The 24,564-nt window shown below is 44.4% G+C and carries 27 protein-coding genes; 1 reads left to right on the top strand and 26 read right to left on the bottom strand.

All coding sequences use genetic code 11. The features are described 5' to 3' along the window. Positions 1–150: 150 nt before the first annotated feature. Positions 151–462, bottom strand: coding sequence for a hypothetical protein (locus BLP46_RS03180; protein ID WP_092975497.1), 312 nt, complete (start codon positions 460–462; stop codon positions 151–153). Between the two features lie 120 nt (positions 463–582). Between BLP46_RS03180 and BLP46_RS03175 the strand changes: the two genes are divergently transcribed. Then, positions 583–744, top strand: a complete 162-nt coding sequence (locus tag BLP46_RS03175) for a type II toxin-antitoxin system antitoxin (RefSeq protein WP_092968886.1) — start codon at positions 583–585, stop codon at positions 742–744. 35 nt (positions 745–779) lie between these two features. Here the strand turns inward: BLP46_RS03175 and BLP46_RS03170 are convergent, their stop codons facing one another. The 25 genes from BLP46_RS03170 to BLP46_RS03055 form a co-directional block, all read right to left on the bottom strand. Beyond that, a complete protein-coding gene (locus BLP46_RS03170; RefSeq protein WP_092975494.1) occupies positions 780–1,040 on the bottom strand; it encodes a DUF6809 family protein in 261 nt (86 codons plus the stop codon). 61 nt (positions 1,041–1,101) lie between these two features. Further along, positions 1,102–1,335: a helix-turn-helix domain-containing protein gene (locus BLP46_RS03165; RefSeq protein WP_092975491.1), complete on the bottom strand. Its 234-nt coding sequence runs from the start codon at positions 1,333–1,335 to the stop codon at positions 1,102–1,104. A 23-nt stretch (positions 1,336–1,358) separates the two neighbouring features. Next, positions 1,359–3,425 (bottom strand): VirD4-like conjugal transfer protein, CD1115 family, encoded by a 2,067-nt coding sequence (locus BLP46_RS03160; protein WP_502685986.1) that lies wholly within the window; start codon positions 3,423–3,425, stop codon positions 1,359–1,361. Further along, positions 3,407–4,318 carry a DUF3991 and toprim domain-containing protein gene (locus BLP46_RS03155; protein WP_092975488.1) on the bottom strand — a complete coding sequence of 304 codons (912 nt, stop codon included), beginning with the start codon at positions 4,316–4,318 and terminating at the stop codon, positions 3,407–3,409. Before BLP46_RS03155 ends, BLP46_RS03160 begins: the two co-directional genes overlap by 19 nt. Positions 4,319–4,476: 158 nt before the next feature. After that, a complete protein-coding gene (mobP3, locus tag BLP46_RS03150; RefSeq protein ID WP_092975485.1) occupies positions 4,477–6,666 on the bottom strand; it encodes a MobP3 family relaxase in 2,190 nt (729 codons plus the stop codon). A 3-nt stretch (positions 6,667–6,669) separates the two neighbouring features. Then, on the bottom strand, positions 6,670–7,080 hold the full coding sequence (locus BLP46_RS03145) for a hypothetical protein (protein WP_092975482.1): 411 nt from the start codon (positions 7,078–7,080) through the stop codon (positions 6,670–6,672). Positions 7,081–7,454: 374 nt separating this feature from the next. Continuing rightward, positions 7,455–8,117, bottom strand: a complete 663-nt coding sequence (locus BLP46_RS03140) for a hypothetical protein (RefSeq protein ID WP_092975479.1) — start codon at positions 8,115–8,117, stop codon at positions 7,455–7,457. Continuing rightward, the gene (locus tag BLP46_RS03135) at positions 8,110–8,361 is read right to left on the bottom strand and encodes a DUF6103 family protein (RefSeq protein WP_092975476.1); all 252 of its coding nucleotides are present in this window, start codon (positions 8,359–8,361) and stop codon (positions 8,110–8,112) included. The genes BLP46_RS03140 and BLP46_RS03135 overlap by 8 nt, the downstream gene beginning before the upstream one ends. A gap of 9 nt (positions 8,362–8,370) precedes the next feature. Beyond that, entirely contained in the window at positions 8,371–9,420 is a 1,050-nt protein-coding gene (locus BLP46_RS03130; protein ID WP_092975473.1) for a pentapeptide repeat-containing protein, read from the bottom strand. Positions 9,421–9,469: 49 nt separating this feature from the next. Beyond that, complete coding sequence (locus tag BLP46_RS03125; RefSeq protein ID WP_092975470.1) at positions 9,470–10,519, bottom strand: pentapeptide repeat-containing protein; 1,050 nt, start codon at positions 10,517–10,519, stop codon at positions 9,470–9,472. 76 nt (positions 10,520–10,595) lie between these two features. Further along, positions 10,596–11,930, bottom strand: coding sequence for a phage tail tip lysozyme (locus BLP46_RS03120; RefSeq protein WP_167669158.1), 1,335 nt, complete (start codon positions 11,928–11,930; stop codon positions 10,596–10,598). A 109-nt stretch (positions 11,931–12,039) separates the two neighbouring features. Beyond that, the gene (locus tag BLP46_RS03115; RefSeq protein WP_318259440.1) at positions 12,040–12,699 is read right to left on the bottom strand and encodes a YczE/YyaS/YitT family protein; all 660 of its coding nucleotides are present in this window, start codon (positions 12,697–12,699) and stop codon (positions 12,040–12,042) included. Positions 12,700–12,722: 23 nt separating this feature from the next. After that, positions 12,723–13,835 (bottom strand): ADP-ribosylglycohydrolase family protein, encoded by a 1,113-nt coding sequence (locus tag BLP46_RS03110; protein ID WP_092975467.1) that lies wholly within the window; start codon positions 13,833–13,835, stop codon positions 12,723–12,725. 10 nt (positions 13,836–13,845) lie between these two features. Continuing rightward, positions 13,846–14,286 (bottom strand): GNAT family N-acetyltransferase, encoded by a 441-nt coding sequence (locus BLP46_RS03105; RefSeq protein ID WP_092975463.1) that lies wholly within the window; start codon positions 14,284–14,286, stop codon positions 13,846–13,848. Positions 14,287–14,303: 17 nt separating this feature from the next. After that, positions 14,304–14,468, bottom strand: a complete 165-nt coding sequence (locus tag BLP46_RS12955) for a hypothetical protein (RefSeq protein WP_167669157.1) — start codon at positions 14,466–14,468, stop codon at positions 14,304–14,306. Positions 14,469–14,519: 51 nt separating this feature from the next. Further along, a complete protein-coding gene (locus tag BLP46_RS03100; RefSeq protein ID WP_092975459.1) occupies positions 14,520–15,041 on the bottom strand; it encodes a hypothetical protein in 522 nt (173 codons plus the stop codon). 112 nt (positions 15,042–15,153) lie between these two features. After that, entirely contained in the window at positions 15,154–16,995 is a 1,842-nt protein-coding gene (locus BLP46_RS03095; protein ID WP_092975456.1) for a VirB4 family type IV secretion system protein, read from the bottom strand. Positions 16,996–17,082: 87 nt separating this feature from the next. Then, the gene (locus tag BLP46_RS03090) at positions 17,083–17,817 is read right to left on the bottom strand and encodes a class B sortase (RefSeq protein WP_167669156.1); all 735 of its coding nucleotides are present in this window, start codon (positions 17,815–17,817) and stop codon (positions 17,083–17,085) included. Positions 17,818–17,919: 102 nt separating this feature from the next. Next, positions 17,920–18,555 (bottom strand): hypothetical protein, encoded by a 636-nt coding sequence (locus BLP46_RS03085; protein ID WP_092975450.1) that lies wholly within the window; start codon positions 18,553–18,555, stop codon positions 17,920–17,922. Continuing rightward, on the bottom strand, positions 18,556–18,828 hold the full coding sequence (locus tag BLP46_RS03080) for a hypothetical protein (protein WP_092975447.1): 273 nt from the start codon (positions 18,826–18,828) through the stop codon (positions 18,556–18,558). Next, positions 18,825–19,211 carry a hypothetical protein gene (locus tag BLP46_RS03075; protein ID WP_092975444.1) on the bottom strand — a complete coding sequence of 129 codons (387 nt, stop codon included), beginning with the start codon at positions 19,209–19,211 and terminating at the stop codon, positions 18,825–18,827. Before BLP46_RS03075 ends, BLP46_RS03080 begins: the two co-directional genes overlap by 4 nt. 10 nt (positions 19,212–19,221) lie before the next feature. Beyond that, a complete protein-coding gene (locus tag BLP46_RS03070) occupies positions 19,222–20,133 on the bottom strand; it encodes a conjugal transfer protein TrbL family protein (RefSeq protein ID WP_318259438.1) in 912 nt (303 codons plus the stop codon). A gap of 14 nt (positions 20,134–20,147) precedes the next feature. Next, entirely contained in the window at positions 20,148–20,507 is a 360-nt protein-coding gene (locus tag BLP46_RS03065; RefSeq protein WP_092975441.1) for a DUF3852 domain-containing protein, read from the bottom strand. Then, positions 20,476–20,835, bottom strand: a complete 360-nt coding sequence (locus BLP46_RS03060; RefSeq protein WP_092975438.1) for a DUF7768 domain-containing protein — start codon at positions 20,833–20,835, stop codon at positions 20,476–20,478. Before BLP46_RS03060 ends, BLP46_RS03065 begins: the two co-directional genes overlap by 32 nt. Next, positions 20,835–24,521: a SpaA isopeptide-forming pilin-related protein gene (locus BLP46_RS03055; RefSeq protein ID WP_092975435.1), complete on the bottom strand. Its 3,687-nt coding sequence runs from the start codon at positions 24,519–24,521 to the stop codon at positions 20,835–20,837. Before BLP46_RS03055 ends, BLP46_RS03060 begins: the two co-directional genes overlap by 1 nt. Positions 24,522–24,564: the final 43 nt, after the last annotated feature.

Genomic DNA, 24,564 nt, shown 5'->3' with positions numbered 1-24,564 from the left:
TTCTGGAACTGCCTTTTTTTTATATCCTTTTTATTACCGTCTTACTTTGTTTTTTCGCATACCTCATTGCTTCAAAAGCACCACCATATTCTCTCTTTACATAGACAACTACTACACTACACCAATCTACAATTAGACGATTCCGTTTTTTTATAACGGATTTGAAATGTGTATCAGCAAGCTCCGTAGGAAAAAAATATCATCGTACAATGAATAAAGATAATCTCCGGTATCATTAATTCTTTTCGTCATGTAAGGCTTCACGAGAATTAACCTGACATTAGGATAAAGAGTTTTAAGTTTTCTAACTGCTGATGAATATAATTTATCAAACTCTCCATCCCCACCTGTATAGAATATATCACAACCTTGCTCTGCTGCTTCTTTAACAGCGGAGTATGTTTTTTCAGAGATATTTTCAAACACTTCTCTATGACCAAAACCACAACATGCCTTACCCATGTTTACCTACCCCACTTACAATTAAATGTATTTTAGATATATTTTGTATCTATTTTTATCATTATAACATATTTTAGAATTAAAATAAAGCCATAATAAATATAAAGTGGGGTATTTTTTATGGCTGTTAAGAGTTTATCTATTCGAATTGATGAAGAAATGTTAAACAAGCTTCATGTTGTTGCTGATTATGAAGGTCGTTCAGCGAATAGTCAGATTCTGATTCTCATTCGTGACGCAATAGAAAAGTATGAGGAAAAACACGGAAAAATCGAACTGTAAAAAAGGAGGACTGCCATCACCGACAGTCCTCCACTTCATTTTGTCGCTTCATTCATTACTCTCACACCGAGCTTGAAACCTACCGTGAATGCATCACAGGTTGATAAGTCCATGCGCTCATTCAGATTTGATCTGAGTTTCTCGTATAACTCAATCTGCTCTTTTGAAAGTGATTTTTTCAATTCACCTTCTTGCTTCATAATCAACTGTGTTAACTTGTTATACTCTTCATGGTTCTCTATTCCGCGCTCGTTCATAGCTATATCGCCATACCACAAACTTTCGATAAGTGTCATTTGATCACCGCCTTTCAAGCACAACAGTATACCACAAGTTTTTGAAATAGCCAGACCAAAGCTAAAGATTTTTCAAAGTATAAAGCAAGCTGCTGTTCTCGCCGTTATAGCGATACCGCTGCTCTGTTTCGATCAGCTTGGCTTCCCGCAAATCTTTGACTGCTCTGCGCACTGTAGCCGCCGACAATTTTGTGTCGGCGGCTATTCTGTTTACAGAGGGCCAGCACACTCCGTCTTTGTTGGCGCGATCCTTGAGATAGATATATACGACAAAGGCTCTGTGAGGTAAATCCATTCTATAAATCGGTTCAAGTCTGCCTATTTTCGCTCACCACCGTTCCGATGAGTGCGAGGCTGCATAGGTCTGGTATGCGGCTTCTGGATCCTCTGCTGCTCGATCACGCGCTTATTGCCGCTGCCTGATTTTGAATCATCTTTTTTATCAGATTTCTTTCTTGTGGCAGGCTTCTCCTGCTCTTCGTTCTTGGCAAGATGACTTGCCTGCTCAAACGGCACATCCTTGTTCGCTCTCGCTGCTTTTACACCGCCTGTGCTTGTATCATCCTTCTTCTCCTTTGCCGCCGTCAATAAATCCGGATGATATTTCTTGATGATTGCGTCTGTAAGCTCTTTCTTGACAGCATAATGCACCTCACGGTTGCTGTGTTCCTCCACTGAGTAAGGAGCTTCAAAGCTTATCCCCCACTTGAAGAATAGCTTCAGTTTGACCTTCATAGGATGCTCCGCTGTTTTCATTACCACAAAAGTACCTTTCGGAAGGTTCTTGAGCTCATCGGAAGTCATCAACGGTCGCTCTATCATCTGAATGGACTGAGAAGGATTATCCTTGCTTCTGCTCACCGAACCGGACATGACTGTTCGAGAACCGAGCGCTTTGGATAATGTTTCAGCCGAGGTGCTGTTCGGAGCAAATCCACCGAAAATCGTCAGCTGAGTATTGTCTATGATAACATCCGCGCCCTCTTTGCCATAGTTCTTCTCTAACTGTGCGAAAGACTGGATGATTGGCACGATCTGCAATCTACGTGAACGTGATGCAGAGAACATCATCTCTGCCGACTCGATTTTCGGCAGAGTGCCAAATTCATCACAATAGAATACACAACGATTTTTCAGCTTCCCGCCGTTCTCATCTGCTACGGCGAGTATTTCTCGGTACAGCTGTTGGATAATCAGCGAAACCATAAAAAATTTACCGGGATCCTCTTCGGGCATAACAATAAAGATTGCCGACTTTTCGTTGCAAAACTTCTCGGCGTCGATTTCCGTATCAAAACAAAGTAGCTGCTCTAACTCTGAGTCAAGAAAAGCATTCAGCCTTGATAGCGCTGTCGACATGACCGATGCCATTGTATCTTCCGCTGTGGTTAACGCGGCTCCGGCAAACCACTTCGCCTTATGGTTTTCGGGAAGCAGATCCATTACTTGTTGGAATTGATTTTTGCCCTTCTTGTTTGACGGAGCAAGAAGCTCCTGGATAATTTTGTAAACGGACACGATATGCCGTTCATCCGGCTTGCAGAATTCCGCTACAAGCAGGATCGTCGCCGTCAGCAATCCCTCTGCTGAATCGTAGAAGTAAGCGTTTTGTCCGTAGGAAGCGGAGTCACCACCCGACATGATGATTGTCTTGGCTATGATCTTCGCGTACTTCTCGGCTTTTGCTTTGTAAACGAGCTTATCGGGATTGGCTTTGAACAAGTCTGTGTACTTATTCACGAGGTGCAGAAGGTTATTGCCGTTGGAACGTGTTGGGTTTCGAAGGTCGATCACGGAAATATTGTAACCGTAATACTTGGATGCTATCTCTCCATAATTTCGTACCACATCTCCCTTTGTATCGGTTGATAAGAATGACATTCCGGTAGCACAAGCGTATTCGATACAAGGATATAACCAAAAAGCAGTTTTACCGACACCGGCGGCGCCGATCATCAATGCATGTACGTCGCCTGTATCTACCATAGCTGTAGTCGTTCCTTTCTGAATGGGCTTGGGGATATACTTCTTGTTTTTCTTTCTGCGAAGCTTGTTTCTCAGCTTTCTGAGTCTGTACCATACTCGCCGCAGGAAGTTTGAGAAGATCATCAACTTGCGGTTGGTACAGCCTACCACTATCCCCTGCTCCTTCGGTCTGCTTTCGGGATCCTCACGCCACTTATCCGGTTCATAATTGATGTGCTTATAGATTCTTTTGATTTCCTTTTTTGTTGCCCAACGTGCCGTTCCATGCTGACCGTGTCCTACTGTCTTGTCCTTGATGTTGTTGAGGTTGTATCGGTTGGAGAGTGACAACACCAGAAAAAAGAATAACAGTAAACCACCCACGGCCGCAATCATGATTCCTACGCCTGACGGTAACATAACTTCTCACTCCCCTTTCCCTGATTCAGCCAGTCCTGATTCCAATCCTTGTGCGTCGGTAACAGGATATGGTTTTCAATACCCATTTCATTGAGCTTGACTTTTATCCGTTGGTTGGCTTGCTGTCCCCAAAAATCGTTATCGAAACACAGATACACCTTTTTGATGTTCGGATTATCCTTGAGACATTGAAAAAGCACCCTGTCCGAAACGGAGCAGGATGCCGCATAGCTGTGGTCATACCAATTCTCTTTGTGCATAGAGATAAACGAGAGCATATCTATCGGCGCCTCAAACAGAAATATTTTGTCCGACTTGCCGTGCCAGTGAAAGCTGTATTCGGGCACGCTGCCCGATACGTTTCCCTTAAATGAGCTCTCCGACAATGATCCTCGCTTGTGATAGTGCCGAGGCTTACCTGTTGGATCGTAGCCTACAAACACGGCATTGTGATATTCCTCATCCTCGAAAATCATCTTGTTGTGGATAAAGGCATTGAGGACATCTCGGTCGATACAGCGACTCAAAAGCAAGTAAGCGTAGGCTCTGCGCATATCAGAGTTCGGCTTGGGAGGTTCCAACACCTTCGGCTTTTCCTCGGCAGAAAAAGAATGAATGATTTGTCCGCCGCCATGATTGAGCAGGAAAGCAACTGCTTCAGGATAGTCCTTGTGATAATATCTGCGGACAAAATCTATCGCGTCGCCGCCTTTCTGATCGTACTGATTGAACCAGAGGTTTCCTCTCACGGTCACTTTCTCGGATCCGTCCCGCCATTCAAATTCCGAACCCGACCGCTTGAGTTTTTCGCCCTGGCTTCTGAGAAGCTGCACAAGGTCAGTGTTCCTCGCGCGTTCTCTTTGCTCTTTTGTAAAATAATTAAATACTGACATTACTTCTCCTATACATCTAACTTTTATTCAAGAGTTTGTCTGTCTATCTTTCTGTTGTAGTTATCTTACTTTGGGCTGTTATACCACTCCTATCATCGTGATAGGACGGTCCTGTCACCGAATAGGTATAGTTGCCCCTTGATAGTAGTTTGTATTTTTTAATGAAGTCCGAGACCGAATTTCTTGTCATCAATTTTCTGACGGGTTTTTCGGTCTGTTTTTACTTTTCTGCGATGTCTGTTTTGCTCTATCTGATTCTGGATGATTCGACTCAGATGATGAAGCAGAGACATTGAACACATCGCAACGGACGCGCCTCTCCCCTTGCTGTGACTGTTCAATAGCTGCAAAGCGTAAGGATTGCCGTTCTTCGCTGATTCAATCAGATACTCATAGGCGAGTTCGACATTCTTCACTACGCCGTTGCCGTACAGATACAGCTTTCCGAGTTGATATTGTGCATAGGGATTACCTTCTTCCGCTGCCGTTTTAAGATAGAACACCGCCTTGTCAGTATCATGAAGTTCGTTCAGATAGATTTCCCCAAGTTGATAAGCGGCGTACTGATTGCCTGCATCGTAGGCTTTCTCAAAATGATACACGGCTCTGCCGATGTCTTGAGGCATATCTACCCCTTGATAGTACAGCTTGCCGAGCTGATATTCCGCGTACTCAAAGTTATCTTCTGAAAGTTCTTCCAGCAGCTGTACGGCAATATCCGGATATCGGGGAATGTTTTCTCCCGACAAATACTCCTTTGCCAATAGGAACTTGGCGTACCGATTACCGCTGTTCATTGTTTTGACTAACCAATCAAAGCCTTGTGAGATATCTTTCGACAAGTTATCACCGAGTAGCAATTCTTTGCCGAGGTAGTACATCGCTATATCGTTCCCGTTCTCAGCCGCTTCTGTCAAATATCTCAAAGCCAATTCGCTGTCATTGCCAATGACATCTCCTTGCAGATATAACTTGCCCAACAGAAATTGAGCGTAGCTATTGCCTAAACTTGCTGCCATTTCAAGATAATCAACCGCTTTGAGAGGATCATATCCGCTGTAGTCCTCTCTTAGATGCTTCTTACCGAGTCTGAACATTGCTTTGCTATTCTTAAGCTTATCTGTCTCTACGGAGTCTGCAGCCTCCGTATCCACATCCGGCTCTTCAGGAACTGTTTTCAAAAAGGAAACGTTTGAATCCATTGTTGAGTCAAATTCTTCATCGTATAAGCTTTCTGACTTTATCCTTAACGCTTCAGCGATAACATGATTCTTGATTGGCTTGAACGTATCATTGTCCACCAAATGGATCCGTTTCGGGAGCTTATCGGTGTAGGTCCGCAGTACCTCTTCCCTCTGATCATACCAAATATCATAGAGCTTTGCGATTCTCTCGTCTTTAGAAAGTTCAATGATGATGTTGTCTACGATATCTTTAACCTCCGCTTTTAAATAACCATATTGTTTCTTACCACTGACGCGTGACAGTCTCTCCGAGAGCTGGCGAAGGAGGTTTTCAACTGTCGGGTTATCATAATCACCGTTGTTGATCTGACTGACGATTTCCGCGACAAGAGTTTTACCGTCGGCTCTCAGCTTATCTCTGCTCTCGGTTTGCTTGGCATAAATAGATACCAAGTCTTGAGCGAATATTTCTCTTGCGAATGAGGAGCGTAGGTTTTCTATTCCTCTCTCCGTCAAATATCCCTCGTCCGGATCGGTTGAATACAAGATAAGATGAACGTGAGGATGATGAGATTCATTATGAAACGCAGCATACCAACGAAGATTTTTTATACTAATCCTCATATTCTTCGCCATAGCAAACGCCTGACTCCGGAGCATATCTCTCCATCTTGCACCGTTGTTATAGTCCAACCGTTCAGCGTCTTCTCTTCTCAAAGAAATAATCGCAGTCCAGATATTACCCTCATGCTTATTGAGTTCTTCCTGCACTTTTGTCAACTGAACAGGTACACCCTTGTCAGTAAACAACCCATGCCGACCAAATTTTTCAGCACGGGGACGGGTAGCAATATATTTTGCGTAGCTCTCTCTTCCGGCTATCTCATAGCTATTATCCTCAACCGTGCGATTGATAAACTCAGAAGCAGTCGCTACATTATGCTGTGCAAGATAGTCATGATACTCCAAGCTGTCAGCAGAATCCGGGAAGTCCTTCAACAGTTTATTTATCAACTTCTGTTGCTTCACAGTAACCGGAGCGAACTGTTTTGAGTCATCAATCTTATCTACTCCTTCACGTGTAGCTATATATTTGACATATCCTCCGGCGCTTTGTTTCCCTTCCGGCTTAAGATATTTGAACTTAGTTACTATCTTCGCCACAAATTACAAGCCTTTCTGCCAATTATCCGCTTCATCAAAAGTAAAGATACCGTTAGTCTTTTTGACTTCCTTGATACATTCACCGCGCAAACTATTAAGGACTTCTTTATCGACTCCCTGATTTGCCGCTACGACATTCATAGTGATAGCGAGCTCAACCGCTAACTTAAAAATCAATTTGCTGAGTCTGTTTGTATTTTCTTTGAGTAAAGAATCCATCGTTGACATAACAACTGTAGATAAATAAGGAATATTTGTATCGGAAGAAAGATAGCTGACATAGAATCTGATCGCATTTTCTATGAACTCGCTCTTACTAAAGCAGTTATCTTTCTCGAAATATTCGTCTACAAGATCTAAAGCCGATTGATTTACATACAATGCAAATCTAACCTTTTTATCGGTCTTATCCATGCTTAATTCACCTCAATTCTTATTGACACACAGTTTTGAGTACAAATAAAAGGCTTTAACAACGGCAAATCGGTTTCTATGACACACAAGCTGACACAAAAGCTGTTTTATGACACACACTTTTTTGAAATCTCAAAACCCCAAAAAATGGCTTTGCAGTCGGCATTGCCGGCTGCTGTGAACTGCGTGTGGTCGCGTCTGCGACACACACGCTTTCTCCTGCTTACTTTTCGACCGCCGTTTTATACCCCGATTTGCCGATGGTGTTGCCTTTCGTGTAATTCTGCAAATAATCGCCCGTGTTGGCTCTCCCTCGTTCAAACGGCTGTGTCCTGCCTGAGTTTAGAAAAGCCGACACAGGGCGAACACGGCGATCACAGGCGCATTGTACTGCCCTCGTTCTCACCTTCAACATTGATTTCCTGTAGATATGATTTAATCTCTTCATCAAACTTTGCGCGCTTCTGCGCTTCGTTAAACTTATCGCTCTCAGTTCTATCAAGGATATCCGAGATAACATTCATATCGTAACCAACCATCGTTCCATCACTGCCGCGCATTTCAAGAGTACCTACTTCAAAATCATAATGCACTTCGCAACTGATTCTTTTATCATTTGCTTGTGCGTCTGACAGAACATTAAAGACAGGCTCGTCAAGATAATCATAGGAATCGAATTTATCAACAAGGCAATCAAGAGTGTACTCATCTTTCATGTATATGAAATCACAGTAGTACTTGAGAGCCGCGTCGTACAATGAATTGATTCCCTTCGCCGCTAAGAAGAATTCATCTTCATCCATATTGTGCATACGGATAAGCGCGAAGCAATTATCGTACTTCCACTGACGGTTATGCTCGGCAACGATTTCAGCGTCCACTTGCTCCTTCACTTCGGGAGGCACAAGCTCATCGTAGAGCTTTTCCATGTGATTGATCAATTCCATACGCAGCTCTTCTTCCTCGTGATGGAAGCAATCGATCACTGCATTGAGCTTATATCGGTTGTAGTCGAAATCAAAATTAGTTTCAAACATTTTCGCTCACCTCGCTTTTGTGTTCACTCGGTTTTGAGCGAGATGATTTTGGTCTGCTAATGGTTTGCGCGGAAGATTTTAAATCAAGAAACTCACGCACGTTGGCAGGCACATATTTTGTATAGAGAGCGTCGAGCGCTTTTTCGAGTTCAGACTTCACATTGGTATCGCGCTGCTCCATATAAAATTTGACAGCAGAAAGTTTCTCGCTGTCATAAGCAATGCTGATATTCTCTTTCTTCATTTGCACCTCTTATGATATATTCATATTGTTTGTTTCACTGGATGTTTGACCTGTTGCACAAGCCGCTTCATCAAATTCTGTTTCGGGATGTTCAAATCCGTCCATCTGACAATTAGTTATCTGCGTATTCACAACATCACAATTCGTCATCGTCGCGCTTGTGAGGAGCGAATCGCACACAACAGAATTTGAAATATCACAGCCGATAAAGTCGGCTTGAATAAAGTTTGATTTGTTTGCAAAGATGTCTTGCATATAGCAGTTTTCAAAACGTGTTGACTCCATCTCGGCATTACTGAAGTCTGTTGAATGCATATCGCAGTTTTCAAACACCGCACCTTCACAATAGCTGTTAGACAAATCCCTGCCGTAAAGATTAAGATTGTTCAGATAACAGTTTTGGAAGCTGGCGCGTTCACCGCCTGCGTCATTCAACCACAGAACATGCTTTGCACACATCACATCAACTTCCTGCTGAGTAAGCAAGCGTCTGTGACCATACTGATATTCGGGTTTCACATTGATAAACAGATCTCCGCAGTTTTCTTCGATGTCATCAAACTCAGGTCTTTCCATCATCATGTTCTGGAAGAGTTCATGATCGAGAAAGCCTTGATATTCAGACTGATAATAGTCGCCCACAGCAGAAAGGGAGAGAGTCGCTTGTCCGTCCCGGTGCGTGTTCAGCACTTCTTTGGCATAGTGTTCAACCAAGCTCTCCATATCCTTATTTGATTCTTCCAACGAAGGATACTGTCCGAGTCTGCACAGCTGTCGTGCGTTTGAAACATACGCCGAGTATCTGGCGTAATCATATCCCTGTGGATCTACGAGGATACCATCATCTCCTTCGCTGTCAAGAAACATAACACACGGAATTGTTGAAGTGTTTCCGTATTCGAGCTTATCCTTGTACTCCGAAATAAAGTCATAATCTTTAAGCGGATTACATTTCAGTTCATTGAAATCTCCGTGGCTGATTTCAACTACCTTCGCTACCTCACATCTATGCAAAGCATAATCGTCAGCCTTACGAATAAGGTGTACATTCAAAATCATTTGTTTTCACTTCCTTTCATAAGTTAACGCCGATAGTTTCCCATCGGCGTTACAAATTGATATTCTGTTCTTGTTCGGAATCGGGTAATATCAAATAGCACCTGAGCAATTCTTCCCGTTCCGGTTCCGGTCCAAAGAATTCCGTGTCTTTGATACAGCTGTTCTCAATTGATATGCAACTGAAATCGCAGCTGTCAAAGCGCGTTCCCTCAAAGTCACTTTCAATGAAATCTGCTTGAGTGAAATTGCAGTCGATGAAGGCGGCTTTCTTTGCCTTGACTTCCTCGGCTGTCGCATTCGTGAAATCGCACTTGTTGATTTCTGCCTGATTAAAGCTTGCACCCATAAGCAATGCGTTTTGGAATTCCGAGTTGGTTATGATACTGTCATCAAAGATCGCTCCGGCGAAGTTCTTGCCTTTGAAATCAATACCATCCATCTCGCAGCCTCGAAAGTCCGCTTGTTCTCCGCCTGCGTCATGCATCCAGAGGATATGCTTGGCTTCCATGATATCGATATCATCCTGATACAATCGGTAGTATTCATCATCACTCAGGTGTTCTCTTCCTATCTTGATGGTGTACACTCCGTCATAGTAATTGATATCATCAAACTCAGGGCGGTCACGAAGCATATCGAGGAATAGGTTTTGATTGAAATCTCTGAATTTGAACTCGTCATAAATCTCATCAAAATCAAGATTGTACTCTCCGTCCTCCTGATCCCGCAAGGCTCTCTGTGAATAGAGTCCGACAATACGCGTCATCTCTTCATCGTGCTGATCAAGCGAGCTGTACTGCATATGGGCAGGCATCCTTCTCGCGTCGGGAACAAACGCCGTGTATTTGGCATAGCCTGTGTCGCTCGGAATCACTATCAGTCCGTACTTCTCATCATCGCAAGTAAACAGAATCGCCTGGTCAACCTCGGCTGTTCTATCAAGCATGTGAAGGTATGGCTTGATAAATTTTGATTCCTCTAACAGATTTGTCCGCAGATGATCGAAGTCCTCTATGGATAGCCCTACGCTGAATTTGATATCACACTCATCAAAATCAACTCTGCTGCGCTTGGTTTCAAACTGTGCTTTGTAAATCATTGGTTCTCACCTCCTTCGTGTAACAACAAACAATACCACATTTTTATTAAATATCCAGATATTTTTTACCTCACTCCTATTTATGGAATTTGTTATACGCTTTCTCGGCGTTATCCGCTCTGCGTGCGTCCTCAAATGAATAATCACCGCATCGCTCATAGACTCTTTCAAAAGCTATCGCCGCCGTGCGTGTATCGGCTCTAAGGAATTGCTGATAGGTTATTCCGTTATAGTTACCGCCGTAAGTCGCAAACTCTGATTCGATTGTCTTGTGCAGATAATCGCACTGTTCCTTGATTGTCGCACCCTTGAAATTTGATGGGGCATATCTCAGACACCACTGACACAATCCGTAAAACTCATCGCCGTTAAAATGACCGACAACATCCCAATCGAGATCAAGAGTATCTCCGCCGCATTCTCTCATCATATTACCGATGATGCCTGCAGCTACACTGTCTGAATAGCCGTAGCTTTTTAGATACTTCCACACCTGAGTTGCCGCGTCACCTGTTGCTGAGATATCCGGCTGTTTGAACTTACCGTATCCTAATATCTCTTTATTACCGATTGAGTATTGACATTCGCAGACCTTATCTCCACTGTTGCCTTCAATCGTATAAACCATACCGTTCTCAACTTTTTCGACAATGCCTGTGTGATCGCCCTTGCCGTCCAAACCATCATTCGCCCAATCAAAGAAAATGATGTTTCCGGGGCTTGGCGTTGCCGAACCGGGCAGCCATTGATTCTTGGATTTGAACCAATTAACACCATCGTCAACGATAGAGTATTTCGGCACTAATCCCGACTCGATATATCCGCATTGATTCGCGCACCAAGAAACAAATATGCAGCACCAATCAACTCTTGATTTAAATCCGTACCATTTCCAATACTTTTCGCCGCCGACATTGCCTATCTCTTTTTTGGCTACATGAACAATATCGTAATCCGATGATGACGTGTAAATGTACGACATCAGCTTTTCATAATCTACTACCTCAATGGTCGTGCCGAAGGTTCTGTTGATATTGCTGATGAGGTTTTTAGTGGTTTGATTCTTCTTGAAACAACCAACGAGCTTTTTCACGAAGTCCTTATCCGAAACCTTATCCTGCAGGAATAAGACCGTTATAACCCTTGATTGCAGAATCTGATCGTCGGTATATTTCTTTTTCTTCATCTCGCTCTCAACTTTTTTGAGCAGTTCTTCAGCTTTGGATATTTTTGCTCGTTCTTCAGCTGTCAATTGTGCTTCTATCTTCTGCGAGAGTCCGGCAGTATCAACACTGATACCTCCCGAAAAGAACGAGACTATCGCAATGACAGGCATAAATATAGCGAGAAGGATGCAAAGAATAACGGTCAGTGCTTTTTTCAAAGCGTTCTTGTTTGTGAGTATAGCCACAGCTATTTTCTTTAGCGCGGCTCCTATCGTTGCGCTGATAAAAATACCTCCTAACAGAAAAACACCAACCGACTCAGCCAGTCGATTGGTGCTTCATTTTATTATGTATTCAGTTATTTACTTTGCTTTTATATTTATCAAAAATCAGATTATAAAGCTTGATTATAAAGCCAACAGATATAGCGGCGATAATACTTCCTTCTCTCACTCCCTTGAGTTCCCCTAAGAACACAAGACAAATGATAGCGGAAACAGCGATATAGAAAATATCAAAGAAAATCTTGACGTTTTCATACCGCTTGCCCGTCACTTCGCTGATTGCTCGGTTCATCGCTTCTCCAGGGAGCATTGCCACCTTACCCTTGAACTGTAACCAGATTCCGAAGGCGAGAACAAAGCAGCTTATTGCCAGATACAACAGCTGTTCAAAGTAATTGTTCACGGGAATATCCCGAATCAGCCAACAGGACAGATTTGTCAGATAGCCATATACAAATGCCAATACCGTCTGAATGATAATTTCAACCGGCTTGCATTTGCGCCTGAGCAGGATGACCTGAACAGCTATTTGGATCACACTCAGTACATTCAGCCAGCCGCCGAATGAAAACAAGCTGCTCACCAATGAAACCGAATAAGGCAACGAAGCCACTGGCGAAGTGCCCAAACCCGCTTTAGTTGAAAAAGCAACACCCATTGAAGCGATAAACAATCCTATCAGAAACAGCGAATACTGCCCTATTATTTTTCTAATGTTTTTATTGTTCATTGCAACTTTCCTGATGTTAATAATTATCGTTTCGGGTACGTTTTCTTGACATACTTGCTCACCCATATCTCGTCCGTATAGTCGCTGTACTCATACATCTGGCAGTCATTGTATAAATCATCTGCGATCTCGATAATTACATCGTACAATTCAAGGTTGTTCTTATACTTATCCGGGATACCACTTAAACCTACACTTGCGCCCACGATGTTACCGGCTATAGCTCCTGTTGAGTCGCTGTCGCCCTTGTGATTAACTGCGGCGATGAGAGCCTTATCAATGTCATCAGGATATTTCAAAGCACAATAAACCGCTATCGCGAGCGCTTCTTCCGCTACCCAGCCCTGTCCGAGCATGTGTATCGCTTCAAGATCCGAGATATCTTTGGCAGACAACTCCACAGCCTTATTCATAAGACTGATATAGTAACCAATATCCTTTACGTCCCTGAACATATCGGCTGTTGTCTTTAAGGCTGACCTGACAGCTTCTTCTATGCTGATATCCTCATGGGCCAAGCGTCTTATGATATGAACCAAAGTCGCCGCCGGGATATATCCAAGCTCATGTCCGTGTGTGATGGCAGCTGCCTCTGCTCCTATCATATCGAGTTCCGAATCGGATTTAATTCCATTATCGAAATATAGTCCGACAGGGGCTACCCTCATCACTCCGCCGCAACCTTTACTTCTATTGATCGGTTCATTCACTGAACCATTTGCACCAGCGCTGATTGCGGACATACAAGTATTTCCGGGCGCTCTTCTGTGAAACAACTCCGGGATATTTACCAGCCAAGTATACGCATAAGGGTTTTCCTTATCAATAGGGTATCTTTCCGTCTGTGTTCTATACCAATCTTTGTAGCAATAAGCGATATATGACGGATACGAAGCCATGATCCCGCGCAATTGTCCTCTGGTCGTTCCGAGCAGCAAACCGTTTGCAGTAAATAGCGTCATCTGCGTATCATCAGATATCAGCGCTTTGCCGTTTGTCAGCTCATATTCTGTTATACCGCTCTCACCGAATTTTTGAAATATGCTTTTCTCATCAAAGAACTCAATGGCATATCCCAATGCGTCGCCTGCAGCGCCGCCAATCAAGCAACCTCTATATTTATCTAAATTCTTCATTTGTTTTTCCTCACAATATCTTATACATTCTCTTGCAGTCAAAGCTCCAGCTCTTGATCACCTCGTCATCCATACGAGTATAGCCGAGCTTTTCATAAAAGCCGACAGCTTCTACGCGACTATCGATTCTGATTTGATTATAGCCGAGTTCTTTGATCCACTTCTCGGCTTCCTTGATAACTCTGCTGCCGAGGTGCTGTCCGCGATAATCGGGGAGCACAACAACACGTCCGACAAGTACCGTGCTGTTATCTAATTCATAGAATCGGCAAGTCGCCACAGGGTACTCGTCATCCAACAGGACTATGTATTTGCTTTCATCTCCGTCATGCTCGTCAAACTCATCTTGCAAAGCTATGTGATGCTGACGGTTCATGCCCTGAATTCTGACGGAATACGCTCCTGCTCTCTGCCAAGTTTTCTCTGCTCGAAGCACTTTAAAATCATTCATATAAATCACCTGATGTATCATTCTTGCTCAATGGTTGGTTTTTGCATTTTCTTTCTGTCGTAAACCTTCTTGCTCTTGACCACTCTGGTGGTCGGCTTCAAGCCGTTCCAGTCACGGCGACTGCGAGCATGGTATTTTTTCTGTGCCTTTTTGCTTTGCTTGTTTAAGGGTATCAGTTTCACACTCCTACCTCCGAGTTAAGATTGCTTCAACAAATTATATTTATTACATTATTAAGCAGATTTAAACCATTCTATATTATCTATTTCTCTAATCAAAGCATCCCAATTATCTTGTGCATACCATTTAATCTTGTTTCTTTTATTATCTCTTATTATTTCGCCAAGAGTAATATCAAAAAGTTCTTCGCCTTCATCAAACAGTACCCATCGAATTCCATTAGTGTACAACACCTTTTCAAAATATTGAATATGCCCTTGTATTTGTTCATCTTTTTTATTCAATTCTATAGTTGGCATTTTTGCTTCAACACATCCATAAATAGTAATATTATCTGGATCCTTTTCACGGTTTAGTATTACAAAATCCGGAAAACCTGCATTACCATAAAACTTTTCTGAAACAGGAGATTTTCTTCTATTAGACACATCACGAACCGATAAATTGCATTTATTCTGTGATTCTCTGATTAAACTTGCAATTATTGAATATAGCTCAATTTCTACGCAACCATTTTGTATAAGCGCTAAATCAATTTCATCTTTATAATTCTGATACTCTCTAAAAAAAGACATTTTCTAATCCTCCGTAGATTTCGAATCATCTTTTTTATGATACCAGAAAAATTCAACCTTGTCCACAAACCTCCGCAAGAAAATGCGGAGGTTTTCTTGGACAATTCTTCTGTTATCTGCCGCCTGCTTTACCGAACAAGGCAGATTTGTATTTCGGGGCGATGACCTGGAGCAGATATCGCTCGTTTCCGCATCGATAAAGGCAAGTACCCTGTGAGCTGAAACGAATCAGCTGATACTCATTCGGCTCGACCATGAGCGCCTCTTCATAGTCCCTGGCGTTGATATTGCCGGGATAGAAAAGGAAGTGGTGAGTCGGGATGGAGAACAAGGGCTTTGTGAACTCCTTGATGTCGGGAAGCAGAAAATCCTCGATATTCTGCGAAGCGAGAATGACTGAGCTTTCCTTCTTGCGCACACGCTTCATAGCGTTGCGGATATACTCGATGGCTGTACGGTTACTCAGAAAGAGATACAACTCGTCAATGGAAGCGACCGTGTTGCCGATGCCGAGGAGCTTGTTGCTCATATACGACAAAATATTGAAAAGCATGGCGTCCTTGAGTCGGCGGTTCGTATCAAGCAAGCCCTTCACTCCGAAGCACAGGAAAGTGTCATCGGTAATGTTGGTGTGTCCGTTGAAATACTTGCTTTCCGCACCGATACACATAGAATGCAAACCGAGGCATACTTCCTGCAAGGTCTGCTCGGTATAGATGTGCTTGCGCTTTGTGTCAAAAGATTTGAACTCTTCCTCGCAGATTTCATAGAGGTCTTTCATGATCGGGAAGTCCGACGGTTTCTTCTGACTGTAGTCAGTCGCGTCTGTAATGCCGAATCTGGCGTAGAGCTTCATCAGCAGGATTTCGATGGTGTCAAGCTGCTGATCGGTAAAATCCTTGTAGGCGCGGAAGAAGTCTTTGAGAAAAGCAATGTGCTGGCTCAGCCTTGTTACACGCTTGAAAGCGTTAGGCGTGTTCTCATCGTTATCTTCATCGCTGTTCTCTCCCCAATCCTTTGGTTCAAGCGGATTGATTTTGTACTGACCGTTCATGAAATCGATATAACAGCCGCCGAGCGAAGTGGTCAGGTCTTCGTACTCAGCTTCGGGATCCAGACAAATCAAAGCCTTACCGCTCTCACGGATATTGGTGAGAAGCAGCTTCAGCAAGAACGACTTACCTTGACCGGAGTTGCCGAGAATCAGGACGTTTGAATTTGTCTTGTCCTCTGTTCTGCGATCAAAGTCCACGAGGATATTCGTGCCGTATTTATCGCGCCCGATATAGAAGCCATTGGGATCTGTCTTGCCTGAGAAGTTGAACGGGAACATATTCGCTACCGATGAAGCCGGTAAAACACGCTCATAGAGAGAGCCGAACATATTCGTTCCAAGCGGATTCACAGAGAGGAATCCTTCTTTCTGCCGGAGCGTGAGCTTGTCCACCTTGATCTTTGAACGCGCCAGTTCCATGTCGATGTCGGTCTGGAGCTCCTTGAGCTTCTTCTTCGATTTCGCCTTCAGCTCAATAAACACGGAGCAGTGTAGCAGGATTTCTTTCGAGCGCTGCATATTAGTGATCAGCGAGGTAACGTCCTGCAAGTTGCCCTGCGCCTCGATTGTTTCGGATACGTTGTTGCCTGTCGATTGCAGCTTATTCTTTCTCTCTGCGTTCTGCAAAATCTTTCTCTGCTCGAAGGGTTCAACAAGGCGGTTGAAGATACGCAGCGTTACGCCGTTGCGGTCTGCAAGTTGAGATAATAACGCCTGTTCCTCTGTAGAAGGCGCGTACTCATGGATCACCCACGCGCAGCGATAGCTGTCGCCTACGATATAGTAATTTGCTTTGAAGCTGATGGTCGAGGGCAGGATCATATCAAAGAAATCTTTGGTGTAGATCTGCTCCTTCTCATCAGGCGTTAATTCTTTCGGTTTTCTTTTGAATAAAGACATTTTTACCTCCTGTCGCGTCATTTGCAACGGGAGGATCTTTGGTTAACAGTCATCCGCATTGCAAATGACTGATAAATAGTTTAGGTCTTATCCCTTGACGGCAAGTACCACGATCCTGTCATCCTTCGCACTGCCGCAGCAAGTGGAGAGCGTAAGGATCTGCTGACCGTATTTCGGTGTGATTCCGGTCTTGTACAGAGAATTTTTGAGAGCGTAATTGATCTTGGTATCATACTTTCTATCGGTTTCGGCTTTCAGAAAGTTATACCAATAATCGGTCGACTTGATTCTCATGACAGAAAACACTCTGTATGCCGCCGCACCTTCCTTTGTTTCAAGCACCACATTGGGATGCGCGTTTCTGTAGCTTTCATACTGATAGTTACATAGATCGGCAAACATGGTACCGCCATTCATGTGATGTCCGTAGATGATAAGGTTGTCATCATCTGCCGAACATCTAGCATCCAGAAAGGGTGTACCGCTGTAGCTGTAGTTGCCGTAAAAATCTTTGTACAGATACTTTTCGGGATCTGAGGGAGTATGCATGACAGGATAGCTGATATTCGTACCGCCGATGCTTACCCAGCCGAAGCAGTCACCGTTCATATTGATGAGCTCCGCGATGGAGTGAGGCTGATAGTATTCCTGCTGTTCGTATTCAACAGCCATATTTTGTACTCCGGCGTCTGTGCCTTTTTCATCATCGCCATCCTCCTTGCAAATCACGGGACTGGGAAATCTGATGCGCGGCTTGGTTACCGTTTCCTCAATCTGAGAGAACGCGTCATCAGCCTCTTTCTCGGTATTCGCTTTATTCACGATAGAATAAACGCAGGCAAAAATCACAATGCCGAACGCGAGGATCACGGCAATCGTGCCGAAGATACTCTTCCAATTCCTTACTTTCTTTCTCTGCATAGGTTAATCATCCTTTCCGTCTTTCAAATATTGGATCCCGTCATAGTCGGGAATGCTCTCGCCGTTGAGACTCGCATCATAGTAAATGGCGAGGAAGCGCTTGATATCATCCTTCTTCAACCGCTTGATGTCGAAGTTCTGCTCACTGATGATCTTCTCTACCCTGTTCGCAATCGTCAGCACCTGATCGTCGGACGAGTTTTTACAGCGAACGATAAAGAGAAACTGTCTGGCTGTTGAACCCTCAACATTAAGATTATCGAGGAATTCAAAATCCTTCTTGAGCAGTTCTCTGACACCCTGATGAGGTTCTTTGTCGATACGCTTGAGCAGATAGCTTTTGTTGGTATCGAAACACTCAGCCGCATCGGTGCAGTTCACCTCGATATCGGGCACAGCAGAAAGTACCATCATCAAATGGTTGATTTTGATTTCAATGTTCTCATAGGAGAGAACAGAGATATTGGTCGGAACTACGCTGAAAAAGACAAAGGTATTCTTGCCTACCTTCAAGCCGTGCTTGGTAAAGGTTTTGATGCCGAGAAGATCTTGCACGGACTGTCCTTTTCTCTTCTTTTTGTTGATGCTCTTAAACTTTTTCCGTTCAGCTTTAAGAGCCTTCTTTTCTTCTTTCGTCATTTATCGTTTTCCCTCTTTCCAGATGAATTTCTGTTGTGTGAGCATAAAGTATTTCGCTGCGTACCTGATAAAATCCAACACGGTCGTGTCTGTAAAGCGGATCGACAGAAAGGCAAAAGCCAATGTCAGCGCGAGAGGTACAACGATTCCGGTCTGCGAAAGAATAAGGATCGAGAGCAGCAAGGCTACACACATAATGGCAAAATCACGCAGCGACCACAGCCAGAGGTTGGCTGTGGCGCGAAGATTCTGCGGATATAAATAGGTTTTCATAATTTGGGGCCTCCGTAGTCTAAAAAGGTATCAAATGCTTCTTGACAAAAGTCCTTCGGGGTTGTGCCGTAACGGTATTTCAGCTTTTCGGTTATCATATCCTTGAGAAGCTGCGCTTCGGATTCAGTAGGCTCATAATCGAAACTTTCGGAATCGAGCGGTTTATCAATCACACACTCAACTTTGATCGTGTCCTTGTAAGGATTGTACGTTGCGTACATATTCAGCCAAACGTCATCATCTGATGTGTCCACACCGAATTTCTCATCTACATCAAACCACGTTTCAACATACGCCGTTATTTCCTGTCCTGTTTCGGCGTCAACCTCAAAATCATTGTCAATAGCGATATCATCTCTTGTCAGTTCGTTATTACTGTTCATCCGGTTCTCCTTAAGAAGCGGCACGGGCAACCGAGCGCGTCAGATTCACTGCGGTAGTAGTGGCGTGTACGACAGACATCATATTCACCTTTACGCTCGAATCCAGACCGAATTGCTCCGCAATCCTCGGCACTTCATTTGCCGAAAGCATAACTCCGAGACCAAGCAGCATATTATCTGGGAATATCATCAAGCCCAAATACAACAGCGTTGTTTGCATGAACGCCGTCAAACAGATAGCGATCACCTGTTTCATCCACTGGTTGAATCCGTCTTGATAACCTCTCGGAATGCTGAACATATATAAGGAACCTACTGCCATCTGAATCAACAGGATACCGCCGCGCTTGATATTGGCGAAGAATATCTTGACTACGCAGTAGGCAAAAGCGATCATCGCAAGAATGTTGAACAGACTTAACGATACGTTTCCCGAAAGAGAAAACGCACCTTTCCACAATTCCGTTGATTCTTCCGCTAAACCAAGTGATTTTCCGCTTGCGTTTAGCAGCGACAAATCCTTTGCGAGTGAATTCTGCAATGAGATACAGAACTTGTACAGTTCAACAGGTATTATGCCAATCAACGAACAAGCGAAAAATCCTTTGAGAATATTGATAGCCGTTGTCTTAATTGATGCTCTGCCGTTTTGATACTCTACCGCGACATCAAACACGGCAACTACCGTACCTACAGCAAACAGCGCCCATCCGAACATTGTAAACAGACTGATAGTGGATTTGACAACATCGAGGTCGAAGATTTCTGCGCCCATGTTGCCCATCTGCGTGAAAAAATCCGCTACTGCGTTGTAGATCTGTTCGTAGATCCACTTCAGCATAATATCAAAGATGGCACTTGATATCTGCTGTCCTAACGATCCGAATGCGTTTCCTAATAAATCACCTAACCAATCAAACATTTAAAAACCACCCCTTAACTGAGGACAGTCCAAATGTACATTGGCGCGGTTAATGCGAACACAAGACAGCCAAACAGAATAGCGGGCGCGGCAAATTCAAACTGACCGTGCTTTCTGTAATCCATATACGCCGTTGCCAGCTTTACGAAAAACAGAACGGCAAGGATCATATCGATAACGGGGAACACAACATTGTTGACCACGTTCTTAATCTGAGTCTGAGCCGAGTTCCAGGTACTCTGGATGGCAGACGAGACATCTCCCGCCGCAAAAACCGTTAACGAGGACATGGCGATGAACACGAGCGCGAATAAAACGCAGGCAATCGTTGTCAGAATCCTCTTACCTTTTCTTTTTGCCGAGTTTTTTGGCATACTTTTTACCTCCGGTTTCTAAATCTTTTTCTGTAATATATCTGATGTCAAGCTTTAAGTGCTTGGCAAAAGTGATTTCCTTCTTCATACCTTCCGTGATGTTATCACCGAATACCCATAAAGCATCGGCGCGAAACAGCAGTGAGGTTCCGGCTGTCATTCCGAGAGTGCGTTCCTCATCGACCGTATCGTCCAGTATCTCCGCATAGAAATGCGGTATGACCGGAGCCATACCGCACTCTAAAACGAATTTACCGTATTGCTTTACTTTTTCGAGGTTCTCAGTAATGTTACCGCGTAAAGGAGAGCAGACATACACGTTTCTCATCAGTCATCGTCATCCTCATCTCTCTTTTTGAACTTAAGAAAGAGGAAGGCAATGAGACCACCAACAGCGATCGCGCCGAGACCGATAAAGAATCCCATGTTGGACTCATCGCCGGTCTGAGGTGTATCGGGAGTGGGCTGCTTTTCGTTAGTCATTTCAGCCTTGACGATCTGACCGTCCTCTTTGATCTCAAAAGAGTAAGGCTTGGAATCGAGGATATAGCCATCCGGGGCGTCGAATTCCTCATAGGTGTACTTGCCGTAACGAAGCTTGAACTTGGCTACGCCGTTCTTGTCGGTATATCCTTCCGCTACGATGTTGCCGTTCTCATCCTTGATGCGGAATCCTGCATTCGGGAGGAGCTTTCCAGTCGCAACATCTCTCTTGGTGATTTCAAGCTCTCCGTAGATGGGCTTATTGATAAAACCTACGCCTGCCTTGTTCTCAACATTGACAACGTCGCCGTCATCGCTGATCTCAAAATAGTGGTAGTTATCATCCTTGACGAAGCCTACCGGGGCCTCCGCCTCATACATAAAGTAGCCGCCTTTTACGAGGTCTCCGAGAGAGTAATTGCCCTTTTCTGTTTCGGACTCGGTCATAGTATCGATAAGGATATCGACATCCTTGTTGAATTCACCGTCGCCGTCAACATCCGCGTAAATCTCGAACACAGCGCCGGACAGCTTGTTTTCGGGGTACTCTTCATCTACCTTCGTTGTGACAACAGTTCCGCGCTTGAGCTTGTTCTCGATCTCCTTGCCCTCGTTGATATGGACTTCCTCCACATCGATATCCTCGGAATAGGCGAATTCAAACTCATACTTGGTATCGTCGATCACATAATGATCATCTGTAGTGTACTCCTGAACATAATACTTACCGAAGGGAAGCTCGGTTTCGAACTTAACATTCCCATCTTCATCGCAGTAAACGATCTCAATCAGACCGTCCTTCGGGATAAACTTGCCGTCCTCGGCAGTAATATCCTCGTTGGCATAGATAGCAAAGGAAACCTTTGTGAGCTCGGTTGCTGTACCGAGATTCAGCTGTTCGTATCTTTCAACGATTTTCTTGAGAGTAACCTCTGCTTTTTCTCTCTGATTGTGTACAGTGAGATCGGTATTGGTTACCTCAACGGTTTCGCCCGCGTAGCTGAGTGTTACGGGATACGTCTCCGCGTTTCTGATATATCCATATGGGCTCTTGGTCTCACGAATGAGGTATTTGCCGAGGTAAAGCTGTTTTGTTACAGCCTTGCCCTTCTTTGAAGTTGTGACGGTATCTACTACCTCACCCTTCTTGTAGTGAACCACGCCGTCAGGTGTCTTGATATCCTCTGCGGCTGTGATTTCAAACTCCGCGCCTTCGAGGTAACCTTCCTCGAACACGGGGATATATCTGGTGATCTCTTCAGGTTCGGTTACTTCCTCGGTCGGAGCCGTTGTTTCCTCATCAAAAATCACTTTTGTGGGTTCTGTGGGCTTCTGAGGCTTTGTGGGTTCTGTCGGCTCAAAAGGAGCGGACGGATCCATTGCAGGCGCAGTGGGCTTTTCGGGTTCGGTAGGTTCAGTCATCTTTGCGTCAACCGGCACGGTAGTTTCGGGTTCTGTTTCCTCTGTGGGGGCGGTCACGGTTTCCTCGGTTACAGTCTTATAGATATCACCGAGCTTGAAGATAGTGATCGTACCCTTTTCAGCCTTGTTGTACTGTTCGAGGGTAACAACGGTCTTTGTACCGTCAACATTGAAATCAATGGGCTTGCCGTCAAGGACATAGCCCGTACCGGCTTTGACCTCGATGAGTTGATACTTGCCGTAGGTCAGCTGAATCGGGAGCTTGATAGTACCCGTCTTATCGGTGAAGAAGGTATCCACACCGTCAGCCTTTACAAGAGAGCCGTCCGCTTTCTTGATTTGGAAGCCGAAGCCGGCGAGAGGTATGATCTTCTTGCTCTCCATGTCCTTCTTCTGGATGACGATCTCGGAGCGCTTGAGTACATTCTTGAAGCTCACTTTTGCGGTTTTGCCGTATTCAACAGTTACCGTCTGCGACTTCTGTTCAACATATCTGTCGGGAGTTTTCTCGGTCACGGTATACTTGCCGGGAAGCAGATCAGGGATATTGATTTTTCCGTTCTTGTCGGTCTTTACTGTCTTATTGAAATTGTTACCTGTTACGGTAAACTCAATATCAGCGACGATGCCGTCCTCAGAAGTCTTGATGATATCGAGAGCTCCTCTGTTAATCGTGTTGTGGAATTTCACGGTTGCGGTCTTACCGTACTCAACCTTGACCGTCTGCGGATCCTGCTTTTCGTATTTCTCTGACGGTTCCTCAGTTACGGTATAGCTGCCGGGCAGAAGATCGGGAAGATTGATTTTACCGTCCTTATCTGTCTTTACGGTTTTGTTGTAGTTGGTACCTGTGACCGTGAACTGAATGTCGGCTACTACGCCGTCCTCGGAGGTCTTAACGATATTAAGATTACCGCGATTGATCGTGTTGTTAAACTTTACGGTTGCGGTTTTACCGTTCTCAACCTTAACAGTCTGCGCAGGCTGCTTTTCATACTTATCCGAGGGAGTTTCCGTTACGGTATAAGTTCCGGGGACGAGTCCCGCGAGAATCAGTTCGCCGTTTTTATCAGTCTTGGCAGTCTTGTTGTAGCTGCTGCCCTTAACGGTAAACTCAATACCAGAAACATTGCCGTCCTCTGCGGTCTTAACGATTTTCAGATGTCCCGCATTAGTTTTCAGCTTGAAAACAGAAGGCACGGGATCAGGAGCCGCAAGACCTGTGATAACGTCCTGCTTGGAGGAATCGCCGTGAGCGACAAGCACAGAGTTGCTCGAAACAGACGGTACTGTCTTATTGATTGACAGCGTCTTTGCTTCGGTAATGGGAGAATTAGTGGAAAGCGTCATCTTGTTGCCTGAAATGCTGACGGCGATATTGCCGCTTGTCTTGTAGTTGAACTTTGAAAGAACGCCGTTGCTGTCGGTCAAAGTGATCTGATACTTGTTGTCCTTATACTCCATCGTGTGAGTAGGAGCTTTTGAAGCCAATACCGCCGCAAAGGAAGGTACGGTACTGTGCGCCGCCATAGCTTTGGAGATAGAATTGTAAACAGACTTAACGCCGGGATTCTTATCCCCTGCGCACATACCATCAATATACTTGGTGTTGGTACACTTGAAGCCTTCGCTTGTATTACGGCATCCGGTCATAAGTTCCCAAACGATGATCTGTGTAGCAATCCATTTCTGACCTTCTGTTCCCGAAAGGTTTTTACCGCTTCCGGGCTTGCCGTAAAGCAATGCAATATTGATTGCCTTTCTCTTGGCCGCAGAAACACCGTCCCAAACGGAAGACTTTCCTTCCGTAAGCTGATTGCCCGAAAACAGGCTGTAACCGGGTTCGATACAGTAAGCGTCTTTGCCGTCCGCGTAGATCCTGCAAAGCTCTTCACCTGGAGTACCGACTGTAACATTGCCGTTGGTAACGGTTTTCGCAAACTTGATGATGTTGCCTGAGGTATCGTAGCAATAATCAAATGTGATCGTTGTCTTATCTCCTGTTTTCGCCGATACGGGAAGTGTGAAGAACACTGAGAGAATCGTCACCGCCGCAAGAATCAGCGCAGCAACTCTTTTGAAATTTTTTCTTGAAACAATTTTGTCCATGTGCAATTCCTTTCTTTGTCATAATAGAATAGGCAGAGGACAC

This window comes from Ruminococcus sp. YE282, from assembly GCA_900101355.1.
Taxonomy (GTDB): domain Bacteria; phylum Bacillota; class Clostridia; order Oscillospirales; family Acutalibacteraceae; genus Ruminococcoides; species Ruminococcoides bromii_A.
This window is presented reverse-complemented; position numbering and strand designations above follow the sequence as displayed.